10 protein-coding genes are annotated in these 12838 nt (G+C 65.2%); 7 read left to right on the forward strand and 3 right to left on the reverse strand.

The annotated features are described in order from the left end of the window. Positions 1 to 3: 3 nt before the first annotated feature. The 7 genes from JQ632_RS14410 (at position 4) to JQ632_RS14440 (ending at position 8984) form a co-directional block, all read left to right on the forward strand. Complete coding sequence (locus tag JQ632_RS14410) at positions 4 to 891, forward strand: ABC transporter permease (RefSeq protein WP_212402995.1); 888 nt, start codon at positions 4 to 6, stop codon at positions 889 to 891. Positions 892 to 1024: 133 nt separating this feature from the next. Further along, entirely contained in the window at positions 1025 to 2674 is a 1650-nt protein-coding gene (locus JQ632_RS14415; protein ID WP_212402997.1) for an ABC transporter ATP-binding protein, read from the forward strand. Positions 2675 to 3125: 451 nt separating this feature from the next. Next, positions 3126 to 4631 carry a M81 family metallopeptidase gene (locus JQ632_RS14420; protein WP_212402999.1) on the forward strand — a complete coding sequence of 502 codons (1506 nt, stop codon included), beginning with the start codon at positions 3126 to 3128 and terminating at the stop codon, positions 4629 to 4631. A 17-nt stretch (positions 4632 to 4648) separates the two neighbouring features. Beyond that, on the forward strand, positions 4649 to 5821 hold the full coding sequence (locus JQ632_RS14425) for a M20 aminoacylase family protein (RefSeq protein ID WP_212403001.1): 1173 nt from the start codon (positions 4649 to 4651) through the stop codon (positions 5819 to 5821). After that, positions 5814 to 7235: an amidase gene (locus JQ632_RS14430; RefSeq protein WP_212403003.1), complete on the forward strand. Its 1422-nt coding sequence runs from the start codon at positions 5814 to 5816 to the stop codon at positions 7233 to 7235. Before JQ632_RS14425 ends, JQ632_RS14430 begins: the two co-directional genes overlap by 8 nt. Before the next feature lie 187 nt (positions 7236 to 7422). Further along, entirely contained in the window at positions 7423 to 8313 is an 891-nt protein-coding gene (locus JQ632_RS14435) for a crotonase/enoyl-CoA hydratase family protein (RefSeq protein WP_212403005.1), read from the forward strand. Next, positions 8310 to 8984, forward strand: a complete 675-nt coding sequence (locus JQ632_RS14440; RefSeq protein WP_212403006.1) for a triacylglycerol lipase — start codon at positions 8310 to 8312, stop codon at positions 8982 to 8984. The genes JQ632_RS14435 and JQ632_RS14440 overlap by 4 nt, the downstream gene beginning before the upstream one ends. Here JQ632_RS14440 and JQ632_RS14445 read toward each other — a convergent pair. From JQ632_RS14445 to JQ632_RS14455, 3 genes are all read right to left on the reverse strand, one after another. Beyond that, positions 8971 to 11016 carry a methyl-accepting chemotaxis protein gene (locus tag JQ632_RS14445; protein ID WP_212403008.1) on the reverse strand — a complete coding sequence of 682 codons (2046 nt, stop codon included), beginning with the start codon at positions 11014 to 11016 and terminating at the stop codon, positions 8971 to 8973. The two genes, JQ632_RS14440 and JQ632_RS14445, sit on opposite strands and share 14 nt — an antisense overlap. Positions 11017 to 11126: 110 nt before the next feature. After that, on the reverse strand, positions 11127 to 12104 hold the full coding sequence (locus tag JQ632_RS14450; protein ID WP_212403010.1) for an NADPH:quinone oxidoreductase family protein: 978 nt from the start codon (positions 12102 to 12104) through the stop codon (positions 11127 to 11129). Then, positions 12104 to 12712, reverse strand: a complete 609-nt coding sequence (locus JQ632_RS14455) for a 2-hydroxychromene-2-carboxylate isomerase (protein ID WP_212403012.1) — start codon at positions 12710 to 12712, stop codon at positions 12104 to 12106. The genes JQ632_RS14450 and JQ632_RS14455 overlap by 1 nt, the downstream gene beginning before the upstream one ends. Positions 12713 to 12838: the final 126 nt, after the last annotated feature.

The raw sequence follows: 12838 nt of genomic DNA on the forward strand, positions 1-12838 counted from the left end.
GACATGTCCATCGAAACCCTTCCCGAACCGTCAATCCCGATCACGACGCCGCTGCGTCCGCGCTTCGGCTTCCTGACGGCGACGCCGATCATCGCGACCGCAACGGTCTGCCTCGCCCTGATCATCCTCGCCTCGATCCTCGCGCCGCTGATCGCGCCGCACGACCCGATCCTGCTGGCGCCGGCGCAGCGGCTGAAGCCGGCCTCCGCGCAGTTCCTGCTCGGCACCGACGCCTATGGCCGCGATCTGCTGTCGCGAGTGATCTATGGCGGCCGCATCTCGCTGTTGATCGGCATCGGCTGCGCCATCCTGTCGATCGCGATCGGACTCGCCATCGGCCTCGTCTCCGGCTTCTTCAAGCTGGTCGACGCGGTCATGATGCGCGTGATGGACGGCTTGATGGCGATGCCGAGCATCTTGCTCGCGATCGCCGTGGTGTCGCTGTCCGGCGCCAGCATCTGGACCGTGATGGTCGCGATCACCATCCCCGAAATCCCGCGCGTCGCGCGCCTCGTCCGCTCCGTCGTTCTGTCGGCGCGCGAGGAGCCCTACGTGGAAGCGGCGATCTCGGTCGGCTCGTCCTTGCCGAAGATCATGGTGCGGCATCTGATGCCGAATACGATCGCGCCGCTGATCGTGCAAGGCACCTATGTCTGCGCATCCGCGATCCTCACCGAGGCCATCCTCTCCTTCCTCGGCGCCGGCATCTCGCCGGAGACGCCGACCTGGGGCAACATCATGGCCGAGGGACGCCAGTTCTTCCAGATCAAGCCGTCGCTGATCTTCTGGCCCGGCCTGTTGCTGTCGATCGCCATCCTCAGCATCAACCTGATCGGCGACGCCGCACGTGACGCGCTTGATCCGCGCATGAAGCAGCGGGAGGGGAAGTGAGAACTATCCGCTTCGTCATTCCGGGGCGCGACGAAGTCGCGAGCCCGGAATCCATTTCACCACTTGTGCTGACGCCCGATGGATTCCGGGCTCGCGCTACGCGCCCCGGAATGACGGCTGAGAGTTTTGTTGCATGACCAACACCGTTCTCGACATCAACAATCTCGTCGTCTCCATCGGCAAGAAGCCGAACGGAGCCACGATCATCGACGGCATCTCGCTCCAGGTGAACGAGCGCGAGACGCTCTGCGTGGTCGGGGAAAGCGGCTCGGGAAAATCCGTCACCTCACTGACGGTGATGGGCCTGTTGCAAAAGGGCACGCTGGTCCCGACCAGCGGCAGCGTGAAGCTCGTCGGAGAAGAGCTGTTGACCGCGACCGACCGCCGCCTGCGGCAGTTGCGCGCCACGCAGATGGCAATGATCTTCCAGGAGCCGATGACGGCGCTCAATCCTGTCGTCCCCGTCGGCCGCCAGATCGACGAAGTGCTGCGCGCCCACACCGACCTCGATGCCAAAGCGCGGAAGAAGCGCATCCTCGACATGATGGAACAGGTTCACCTGCCCCAGGTCGAGCGCATTTTTGCCTCCTATCCGCATCGCCTCTCCGGCGGCCAGCGCCAGCGCATCATGATCGCGATGGCGCTGGTGCTCGAACCAAAACTGCTGATCGCGGACGAGCCGACCACCGCGCTCGACGTCACCACGCAGAAGCAGATCCTCTCGCTGATCCGCGAGCTGCAGCGCGACCACGGCACCGCCGTGCTGTTCATCACCCATGACATGGGCGTGGTGGCCGAGATCGCCGACCGCGTGGCTGTGATGCGTCAGGGCCGCCTGGTCGAAACAGGCACGCTCGATTCCATCCTGCGCAGTCCGACGATGGAGTATACGCGCAACCTGCTCGCCTCGGTGCCGAGCCTGGTGCCGCGCGCGGCGCGTGAGGAGACCAAGGAACCGATCGTGCTGGAGGCTAACGACCTCGGCAAGGTCTATCGCGAGCGCACCTTCTTCGGCCAGGGGCGCGAGGTCGTCGCCGCCGACAAGGTCACGCTGACCCTGCGCAAGGGCCGCACGCTCGGCATCGTCGGCGAAAGCGGCTCGGGCAAGTCGACGGTCGCCCGCTGCATCGTCCGCCTGATCGATCCGACCTCGGGCGGAGTGCGGCTTGCCGGCCGCGAGATTTCGGACCTGTCGCGGCGGCTGCTGCAGCCGCACCGGCAAAGGATCCAGATCGTGTTCCAGGATCCCTACCGCTCGCTCAATCCGCGCGTCACCATCGGCGAAAGCATTGCCGAGGGCCCGATCAACTACGGCGCCCCGCGCGCGGATGCGCTCAAGCGCGCCCGCGAGCTGTTGGAACTGGTCGGCCTGCCCGCCGACGCCGTGTCGCGCTATCCGCATCAATTCTCGGGCGGCCAGCGCCAGCGCATCGCCATTGCGCGCGCGCTCGCGCTCGATCCGGACGTGCTGGTCGCGGACGAGGCGGTCTCCGCGCTCGACGTCTCCGTGCAGGCGCAGGTTCTGGAACTCTTGGACGAAATCCAGAAGCGGCTCGGCATCGCGCTGCTCTTCATCACCCACGATCTGCGCGTCGCCGCGCAAATCTGCGACGAGGTGGTGGTGATGCAGCACGGCCGCGTCGTCGAGCAGGGTCCCGCGGCGGACGTGCTGACGAATCCGAAAGAGGCCTACACCAAGGCGCTGCTGGATGCGGCGCCCGGCCGCGGCTGGGATTTTGCCAACTTCAGGCCCGTCGCCGAGGGCGTGGCGGCGAGCCTCTGACGTCGTCCTGGCTTTCCAGGCTGTGCAAAAACTCAAGATTCGGAGAGCTCGATAGAACAGGATGCTACACGCCCCTGCTTTCAAGCTCTTTACTGACTACTTGGTTCTCTCTTCTGTCGCGCAAGAGAATCAGATTCTACGTCGAAACGAGCGCGCTGAGTTTTTTTACGGCCTGGAAAGCCAGGACCCATTACCCCAGGGAGACGTTTGGCGACGACTCGTCGTCCGGGACTCGCACCGCACAAAATCGACGGACCTCGCGGTATGGGTCCTGGCTTTCGCCAGGACGACACTGAGGTTTGGCGGATCACTACGCTCACAACACGCACCGTGCACCAGCAGCATCCCCAAAACAGCGTGAGGCCATGCGCGGCGCGATGACGTCCCTTGCTTGCTCTTGCCGCAAAGGCGGCTAACGTTGCGCGCATCAATTGCCTTGGACCGGAACTGAATGACACGTATCGCCGTCGGCGGCTTCCTGCACGAGACCAACACTTTTGCTCCGACGAAGGCCACCTTCGCCGACTTCCAGCATGGCGGCGGCTGGCCGGCGATGACCGAGGGCGCCGACGTGTTGAAGGTGATGCGCCGCATCAATGTCGGGCTCGCCGGGTTCGTCGAGAGTGCCGAAGCCAACGGCTGGGAACTCATACCGACGATTGCCTGCGGCGCGAGCCCGTCGGCGCATGTCACCGAGGACGCGTTCGAATGCATCGTGAAAGTCATGGTCGACGGCATCAAGGCCGCCGGGCCGCTCGATGCGGTCTATCTCGATCTCCACGGCGCGATGGTCACCGAACATCTCGACGACGGCGAAGGCGAAATTTTGGCGCGCGTGCGCAAGGTGATCGGCAAGGATGTCCCGCTGGTCACAAGCCTCGATTTGCACGCCAACGTCACGCCCGAGATGGTCGCGCATGCGGATGCGCTGATCGCGTATCGCACCTATCCCCATATCGACATGGCCGAGACCGGACGTGCCTCGGCAAAGCACCTCGCGCTGCTGCTCAAGACCAGACAGCGTTTGGCAAAGGCGTTCCGGCAATTACCGTTCCTGATCCCGATCAGCTGGCAATGCACCAACGACCAGCCGACCAAGGGCATCTACGACAGGCTCGCCTCGCTCGAGAGCGATACGGTTCCCACCCTCTCCTTCGCACCGGGCTTCCCCGCCGCCGATTTTCGCGATTGCGGCCCAAGCGTGTTCGCCTATGGCGTGACGCAAGCGGACGCCGATCGCGCGGCGGACGCGATCGTCAAACTGATCGAGAGCCACGAGGACGACTTCGACGGAAAAATCTGGTCGCCCGACGACGGCGTGCGCCATGCCATGGAGCTCGCCAAGGGTGCGAGCAAGCCGATCATCATCGCCGACACCCAGGACAATCCCGGCGCTGGCGGCGATTCCGACACCACGGGTATGCTGCGCGCGCTGGTGCGCAACAAGGCGAGTGCGGCCACCGGCGTGATCTACGATCCCGTGTCGGCCAAGGCGGCGCATGCGGCCGGTGTCGGCGCCAGTGTCACGTTGTCGCTCGGCGGCAAGTCCGGCATCCCCGGCGATGAGCCCTACACCGAGACCTTCGTTGTCGAGAACCTCTCCGACGGCCGCTTCGTCGCGCCCGGCCCTTATTATGGCGGCCGCGAGATGGAGATGGGCCCGTCAGCCGCCTTGCGCATCGGCGACGTCCGCGTGGTCGTCTCCTCGCACAAGGCGCAGCTCGCCGATCAGGCGATGTACCGCTATGTCGGCATCGAGCCGACCGAGCAGGCCATTCTCGTCAACAAGAGCTCGGTGCATTTCCGTGCCGATTTCGAGCCGATCGCCGCAAAGCTCCTGATCTGCGCCGCGCCCGGCGCGATGCCGGCCGACACTGCATCCCTGCCCTGGACGCGCCTACGCCCGGGCATCCGCATCAAGCCGAACGGCCCCGTATTCAATCCCCCTTCCCGCTAACCGACAGAAGAGAAGAGATGCCCACCATCGAACGCATCGACGGCTATGCCGACGAACTCACCGCCATCCGCCGCGACCTCCACGCCCATCCCGAGATCGGCTTCGAGGAGGTCCGCACGTCGGGCATCGTCGCCGACAAGCTGACGAGCTGGGGCGTCGAGGTGCATCGCGGACTCGGCGGCACCGGCGTGATCGGCGTCATCAAGGGCAAGGGCACCAGCGGCAAGCGCATTGGCCTGCGCGCCGACATGGACGCGCTGCCGATGGAAGAGAACACCAATTTGCGGTGGCGCTCGACCATTCCCGGCCGCTTCCACGGCTGCGGCCATGACGGCCACACCACCATGCTGCTCGGCACCGCGCGCTATCTCGCCGAGACCCGCAATTTCGACGGCACCGTGCACCTGATCTTCCAGCCGGCTGAAGAAGGCCTCGGCGGCGCGCGCGCGATGATCAAGGACGGGCTGTTCGAAAAGTTTCCCTGCGATGAGCTCTACGGCCTGCACAATGCGCCCGATCTCAATCACGGCGAGATCGCCATCCTGCCGGGACCGGCGATGGCCGGCGCCGACTTCTTCGACCTCCGCATCAGCGGCTACGGCGCGCATGGCGCGATGCCCGAGCGCTCCAAGGACGCGGTGATCATCGCGACCACGCTGGCGCAGGCGATCCAGACCGTTGTCAGCCGCAACGTCGAGCCGCTGCAGGCTGCCGTGGTCTCGATCACCCAGATCCATGCCGGCTCCGCCTACAACGTCATTCCCGGCGAGGCGCATCTCTGCGGCACCATACGCGCCTTCTCCGACGAGGTGCGCGCGCTGATCCGCGAGCGCATGCGCGCGATCTGCGCCGGTGTGGCCGCCGCGTTCCAGTGCGAGATCGAGGCCGACATCCGCGACACCTTTGGCGTGCTGGTCAACCAGGTCGAGCAGTCCAAGGTGGTCGAGGACGTCGCGCGCACCGTCGTCAACCCCGCCAACGTCATCACCCGCACGCAGCCCAAAATGGGCAGCGAGGATTTTGCCGACATGCTGCAGACCATTCCCGGCGCCTATTTCTGGGTCGGGCATGACGGCTCGGTGCCCGTGCACAATCCCGGCTACGTGCTCGACGACAAGATCCTGCCGATCGGCGCCAGCATGTTCGCCCGCATCATCGAAACGCGCATGCCGGTCGGAGCCCATGCATAAGCCGCGGACTGAGGAGGCCGTCACCTCCCTGCACGATCTCTCCGCGGTCGACCTGATCGCGGGCTATCGTGCAAAGCAGTTCTCGCCGAGCGAGGTGCTGGAGGATCTGCTCGCGCATGTCGCGGTGTGGGAGCCGCAGCTCAAGGCGCTCTACGCCTTCGACCCCGACGGTGCGCGCGCGGCCGCAAAGGCCTCGACCGCGCGCTGGTCGGGCGGCGAGCCCTCCGGCCCACTCGACGGCGTGCCGGTCACGATCAAGGACAACATCGCGACCAAAGGCACGCCCGTGCCGCTCGGTGCGGCCAGCGTCAAGCTGGTGCCGGCGGAGAAGGATGCGCCGCCGGCCGCGCGCCTGCGCGAAGCCGGCGCAATCCTCTTCGCCAAGACCACCATGCCGGACTACGGCATGCTGTCGTCGGGCCTTTCGAGTTTTCATGCGCTCGCCCGCAATCCCTGGGACCTCACCAAAAATCCCGGCGGCTCCAGCGCCGGCGCGGGTGCCGCGGGCGCTGCCGGCTACGGGCCGCTCCATCTCGGCACCGATATCGGCGGCTCGATCCGCCTCCCGGCCGGGTGGTGCGGCCTTGTTGGCCTGAAGCCGAGCTTTGGCCGCGTGCCGATCGATCCGCCCTATGTGGGCCGGGTCGCGGGTCCGATGACCCGCACGGTGGATGATTGCGCGCTGATGATGAGCGTGATCGCAAAGCCCGACCGGCGCGACGGCATGAGCCTGCCCGCCGACACCATCAACTGGAAGGCGCTGGAAAAATCGCCGCGCAAGTTGCGGATTGGCCTGATGCTCGATCTCGGCGTCGGCCAGTCGCTGGAGAAGCCGGTGCGCGAGGTCGCGGTGAGGGCCGCCAAGGCGTTTGAATCCGCCGGCGCCGTCGTCACCGAAGTCGACGGCATTTTGACGCGCGAGATGCTCGACGGCCTCGACAATTTTTGGCGCGCGCGAATGTGGGACGACCTCTCAAAGCTCACGCCCGACGAGCAGGCCAAGGTACTGCCCTACATCTTCAAATGGGGCGAGTCGGGTGCAAAGCTCTCCGGCGTCGACGTCGTCAGGGGTTTTAACCAGACCATGGCGATCCGGGCTGCTGCGAAGACGCTATTCTGCGAGCTCGACTATCTGATCTCGCCGACCGCGCCGAACGTGAACTTTCCCGCCGAGTTCGCCTCGCCTCTCAACGATCCCATGAAGCCGTTCGAGCACATCTGCTATACCGTGCCGTGGAATATGTCGGAGAACCCGGCGATCTCGATCAACGGCGGTTACGATGCACGCGGATTTCCCATCGGCGTGCAGATCGTCGGGCGCCGTTTCGACGATATCGGCGTGCTCGGCATGGCGAAGGCATTCGAAAGCCTGCGCGGACCGCAGCGGCCCTGGCCAAGTCCGCCGAAGAAGTAGCGGCTCAGCACAAGTCGGCGCGGGTCGGACCCGCGCACTAATCACCACTGTCATTCCGGGGCGCGCCACTTGGCGCGAGCCCGGAATCCATACTCACGATAGTGGTTATGGATTCCGGGCTCGCGCTTCGCGCGCCCCGGAATGACGTGCTAGAGATGAAGGCAAAGAAGCAAGGAAGGAAACCGCCATGGCGTATGAGACCATCAAATACGAGGCCGCCGATCAGATCCTCACCATCACGCTGAACCGGCCCGACAAGCTCAACGCCTTCAACGCGCAGATGCAAGCCGAGCTGATCGACGCGTTCGACGCCGCCGACAAGGACGACAACGTCCGCGCCATCATCGTGACAGGCGCCGGCCGCGGCTTCTGCGCGGGCGCCGACCTCTCCTCCGGAGCCAACACCTTTGACCGCGACGCGCGGCGCGGGCCGGTGAAGCGGCTTGCGAGCGGTGCGGTCGACTACAGCGATCCCCAGGTGCGCGACGGTGGCGGCCAGGTGACGCTGCGCATCTTCAAATGCCTCAAGCCCGTGATCGCCGCCGTGAACGGCCCCGCTGTCGGCATCGGCGTCACCATGCAGCTCGCGATGGACATCCGCATCGCATCGGACGCGGCGCGCTTCGGCTTCGTGTTCTCCCAGCGCGGCATCGTGCCCGAGGCCGCCTCGAGCTGGTTCCTCCCCCGCATCGTCGGCATCTCCCAAGCGCTGGAATGGTGCTATTCGGGCCGCGTCTTTCCGGCGCAGGAAGCGCTCGCCGGCCGCCTCATCAGCAAGGTCGTGCCACCGGATGATCTCTTGCCGACCGCACGCGCGCTCGCCAAGGAGTTTGCTACCAAGACCGCGCCCGTGTCAGTGGCGCTGATCCGCCAGATGATGTGGCGCATGATGGGCGCCGACGACCCGATGGAAGCCCACAGGGTCGACAGCCGCGGCATCTACGCCCGTGGCCGCTCCGAGGACGTGAAGGAAGGTGTCGTCTCGTTCCTGGAGAAGCGGCCCGCACAGTTCAAGAACAAGGTGTCGAACGACATGCCCGACTATTTCCCGTGGTGGACGGAGCGCGAATATAAGTGAGCGTGGCGCGGACGACGCCGCAGGACGGCGTCGTCCTGCTGCACGGGATCAGCCGGACCTCGCGCTCGTTTCGCAAGATGGAGATCGCGATCGGGCGCGCCGGCTACACCACGTTGAATATCGACTATGCGAGCCGTCGCAATTCGCTCCAGGAGCTTGTCGAGGAGATTCACCCGGCAATTGAATTATTTGCCGAGGCACTCGATGGCTCCGTGCACTTCGTCTGCCACTCCATGGGAGGCCTGCTGGCGCGCGCCTATCTTGCAAGGCACCGGCCGCAAAATCTCGGCCGCGTCGTGATGCTGGGAACGCCTAACGGCGGCAGCGAGATCGCCGATCGATTGAAGAATACATTTCTCTATCGCGCTGTCTTCGGCCCGGCAGGACAGCAACTCGGCACGCATCGCGACGCCGCAACCATGGCGCTCCTGCCGCCGGTCGACTATCCCGTCGGCATCGTCGCCGGCGACCGCTCGATCTATCCTGTGACCGGCGCCTTGCTGCCGCGCCCCCATGACGGGCGCGTCTCGGTCGCGAACACCCGGCTCGACGGCATGGCGGATCACGTCGTAGTGCACGCCTCCCATCCATGGCTGGTACGAAGCGACGCGGCGATTTCCGCGACGCTTTCATTCTTGCGCGATGGTCGATTCACCTCTACGCGGCCCTGATACCGCCGATGAACGTCTCGACGAACTGTCGGAGGTTTTCGGACTGGCGCGACAATTCTTCCGAGGCGCTCAGCACCTCGCTCGCGGCCGCACTGGACTCGCTTGAAGCGATTTTGACTCCCGAGACACTTTGCGAGATCTCGCCGGTGCTCTTCGCAGCCTGCTGAACGTTGCGTGCGATCTCCTGCGTTGCGGCGCCCTGCTGGTCGACGGCCGCGGCAATCGACGAACCGATCTCGTTGATCTCGTCGACCACTGCAGTCATTCCCTGGATCGCCGCCACCGCATCCCCCGAGGTCGTCTGGATCGCTGCGATCTGACCACGAATGTCGTCGGTTGCCTTCGCCGTCTGGTCGGCCAGTCCCTTCACCTCAGCCGCGACGACGGCAAAACCCCTGCCTGCATCCCCAGCCCTGGCCGCCTCGATCGTTGCATTGAGCGCCAGCAGGTTTGTCTGGCTTGCAATCTCGCTGATCAACTTGACCACATCGCCGATCTTCTCGGCTGCGGCCGAAAGACCTTGCACGGTCTCGTTCGTGCGGCGGCCTTCTGCGGCGGCCTTCTGCGCAATCAGCGACGACTGCGTCACCTGGCGCCCGATCTCCGCGACGGAGTTGGAAAGCTCCTCGGTTGCAGAGGCGACCGTCTGCATGTTCACCGAGGCGGCCTGCGTAACCCCCGCCACGCTCGCCGCGTCGCCGCTGGTCTGGCTTGCCGCCCTTTTCATCTGCGAAGCCGTCGCCTCGAGTTGCGAGCCGGCCGATATGACCGACTCGATCACGCTGCCGATATCGTCGTTGAACCGGTCGGTGAGCTCGCCGATATGCGCCGCGCGGGCAGCGCGCGCGGTGATCGATTCGCGCTCTCGGGCCGCGAGTTGGGCCGTCTGGATCAGGTTTTCCTTGAAGACCTGCAATGCCCGCGCCATTGCACCAATCTCGTCTCCGCGGTCCGTCGCGCCGACGTGCTGGCTGAGCTCGCCATTCGACAAGCGTGTCATCGCTCCGGCAAGCGCCGCGATCGGCGAAGTAATGCTGCGCGCCATGCCCACGACCGCGATCGAGCTTGCCAGCAGGGCGAGCAGCGCCAGCCCGATCACGACGCCGAGGCTAAGCGTGGCCTCGTCCTTCTTCGCCGACATCAGGCCAGCAAGCTGCGTCGTCAGGCCATCCTCGATTCTCTTCAGGAGGTCGATCCGAACCGTTGCAGCCTCGAACCAGGATTTGCCGTCGAGCGACTTGAAATCCCCCGCGAGCCCGCCCTGCTCGACAATCCTGCGCATGTCGTCGAACTTGTCGATTGCGGGTCCGGACAAGGTCGCATTGAACAGGTCCCTCGCAGCCGGCGATGCGGCTGCACGAAAGGCGCCGAAGAAACTTTCCTGCGCCGCGGCGAGACCGATCGCACGGACATAGGCCTGCGGCTCGAAGCGGCCCATCGCAATGCCGCCCGCGACCGTTGCGCGTTCCAGGCCGGCCTTCTCCTTGCCTTCGACCAGATTGGCGTAGGCCGCGACCGATTTCGAAATATCGTCGTCCTGGGTCAATTTGGATATGCCGGTGATCACCGAGATCAGCCGCCCGACCACCTCCGTCAGATAGCCGACCGCCGCCTGCGGAGCGACGGCTTGACGATCAATCTCGTCGCGTCGTGCGTCGAGCCGACCCAAAGCCTCCGCAGCCGCCTGGCTTGCCGTGGCAAGCTGACCGCCGCGTTCACCACCGAGATCGGCGAGGACACCGCGCGCCGCGGCGCGCTCTGCGTCCGTTCGCCTGCGCTGCTCCAGAAGCTCGGCGCGCATTTGCGTGCCCTTGCTGCTCAGGAAGGCCGACGATAAGCCACGCTCGCGCTGGAGCTCATGCACAAAGCGGCTCAGCTTGCCGACCCCCTCAACGGCGGGCTGCATGTCGGCCATCGCCGAACGCACGGCCAGTTTGATCGAGATTTCGTAGGTTGCCAGCGATGCAAGCGTAGCGAGGGGCAGCAACGCCGCAAGGGCGATGCGGTGAAGTATCTTCGTGTTCTTGAACATTATCCGAATTCGCGATTGCGCACTCGTGATACGCGAAGTTCGTAAAGAAACACGTTATCGCACATGGTCAAAATGTGGGCACGCCCTGCTCACAGGCAGGGCAAAACGACTCAATCCATCACCAGCGCAACGCGGCCGATCGCCTTGCGGTCGATCAGCAGTCGCATCGCCTTGGCGCAGTCCTGCAGCGGCAGACGGTGCGAGACGTTGGGACGGAGTTTTCCTTCCTCCGCCCATTGCAGCAAAGCCTTCAGCCTGATCGCACCGAGCCCCGGATTCCTGCGTACCGCTTCGCCGGCGCGCACGCCGTGCACGCTCGCGCCCTTGATCAGCAGCAGATTGGTTTTCGCGGATCCAATGCCGCCGGTGAAGCCGATCACCAGCAGCCGCGCGCCCCAGGCGATGCAGCGCATCGAGTTCTCAAACACTTCGCCGCCGACGGGATCGAACACGACGTCGGCGCCGCGGCCGTCGGTGATGCGCTTGACGGCATCGCGGAACGGCTCCTGGTCATAGCGCACGAGATGATCGGCGCCGCGCGCCTTTGCGATCGCGAGCTTCTCGTCGCTCGAGGCGGTCGCGATCACGGTGGCACCCAGCATCTTGCCGAGCTCGACCGCGGCAAGCCCCACGCCGCCGCCGGCGCCGTGCACCAGCAACACCTCGCCCGGCTCGACCTTGCCGCGGTCGATCAGCGCGTGATAGGCGGTGCCGTGCCCGGCCAAAAACGTCGCGGCCTCCGCATAGTCGAAGGTCGAGGGCATCGGCGTGAGTTGCGAGGGTGCCACCACCGCTTCGTCGGTGAACGCCCCGTGCCGCATCTTGACGATCACCCTGTCGCCGACGGCGACGCCCTTCACGTCCGCGCCGATCTCGGCGACGTCGCCGGCGGCCTCCATGCCCGGCGTGAACGGTAGCTCCGGCTTGAGCTGATACTCGCCCGCCACCATCAGCACATCAGGGAAATTGAGCCCGGCGGCGCGGATCGCGACGCGGACCTCGCCCGGCTTCAAGGGCCGCGACCGAAACTCTTCAAGCTGCAGCGTCTCGGGCGCACCGAGCGCGCGGCAAACGACGGCGCGGACCATCAGGCCGCACTCGCCTTGCGGCGCAAGATCGCCTCGCGGATCAGCGGCAGCCGGTCATTGCCAAAATACATGTCGGTCTGGTCGACGAAGATCGTGGGCGACCCGAATCCGCCGCGCGCCATGACTTCCTCCGTGTTGGCCTTGAGCTGGTCCTTGATCCCCTGTTCCGAAATCCCGGCAAAGAATTTTTGCTCGTCGATACCGACCTTCTTGCAGACCTCGGCAAGGACTGCGTCCTGCGAGATGTCCTTGTCGCCGCCCCAATAGGTCTCGAACACGGCGGTGGCGAACGGCACCATCTCCGCACCCAGCCAGATGCAGCCGCGCATTGCCTTCACGCTGTTCACCGGAAACACCGTCGGCGGCATCTTGATCGCAAGGCCCGCCGAGCGCGCCCAGTCCTGAAGGTCCTTCTTCATGTAGCGCGCCTTCAGCGGCACCGGCGTCTCGCGCTGGGCGTAGACGCTGGGGTTCACCGTATTGAAGATGCCGCCGACCAGAATCGGCCGCCAGACGATCTCGACGCCGAGCTCCCTTGCGAGCGGTTGGATGTTGTGGAAGGCGAGATAGGTCCAGGGGCTGGAACAGTCGAAGAAGAATTCGATCATGGACGTTTCCTTGCGTTTCTCTTGCCTTTCGTCGTTCCGGGATGCGTGCGCAGCACGCAGGCCCGGAATCCATTCACCCCTTGCGTTGCGGCTCAATGGATTGCGGGCTCGCGACTTCGTCGCGCC

The sequence above is a fragment of the Bradyrhizobium liaoningense genome, from assembly GCF_018130955.1.
Lineage (GTDB): Bacteria > Pseudomonadota > Alphaproteobacteria > Rhizobiales > Xanthobacteraceae > Bradyrhizobium > Bradyrhizobium liaoningense_C.

Excerpts from the sequence above, each read along its gene's own strand:
- JQ632_RS14410 (WP_212402995.1), top strand. The coding sequence starts at position 4 with ATGTCCATCGAAACCCTTCCCGAACCGTCAATCCCGATCACGACGCCG.
- JQ632_RS14415 (WP_212402997.1), top strand. The coding sequence starts at position 1,025 with ATGACCAACACCGTTCTCGACATCAACAATCTCGTCGTCTCCATCGGC.
- JQ632_RS14420 (WP_212402999.1), top strand. The coding sequence starts at position 3,126 with ATGACACGTATCGCCGTCGGCGGCTTCCTGCACGAGACCAACACTTTT.
- JQ632_RS14425 (WP_212403001.1), top strand. The coding sequence starts at position 4,649 with ATGCCCACCATCGAACGCATCGACGGCTATGCCGACGAACTCACCGCC.
- JQ632_RS14430 (WP_212403003.1), top strand. The coding sequence starts at position 5,814 with ATGCATAAGCCGCGGACTGAGGAGGCCGTCACCTCCCTGCACGATCTC.
- JQ632_RS14435 (WP_212403005.1), top strand. The coding sequence starts at position 7,423 with ATGGCGTATGAGACCATCAAATACGAGGCCGCCGATCAGATCCTCACC.
- JQ632_RS14445 (WP_212403008.1), bottom strand. The coding sequence starts at position 11,016 with ATGTTCAAGAACACGAAGATACTTCACCGCATCGCCCTTGCGGCGTTG.
- JQ632_RS14450 (WP_212403010.1), bottom strand. The coding sequence starts at position 12,104 with ATGGTCCGCGCCGTCGTTTGCCGCGCGCTCGGTGCGCCCGAGACGCTG.
- JQ632_RS14455 (WP_212403012.1), bottom strand. The coding sequence starts at position 12,712 with ATGATCGAATTCTTCTTCGACTGTTCCAGCCCCTGGACCTATCTCGCC.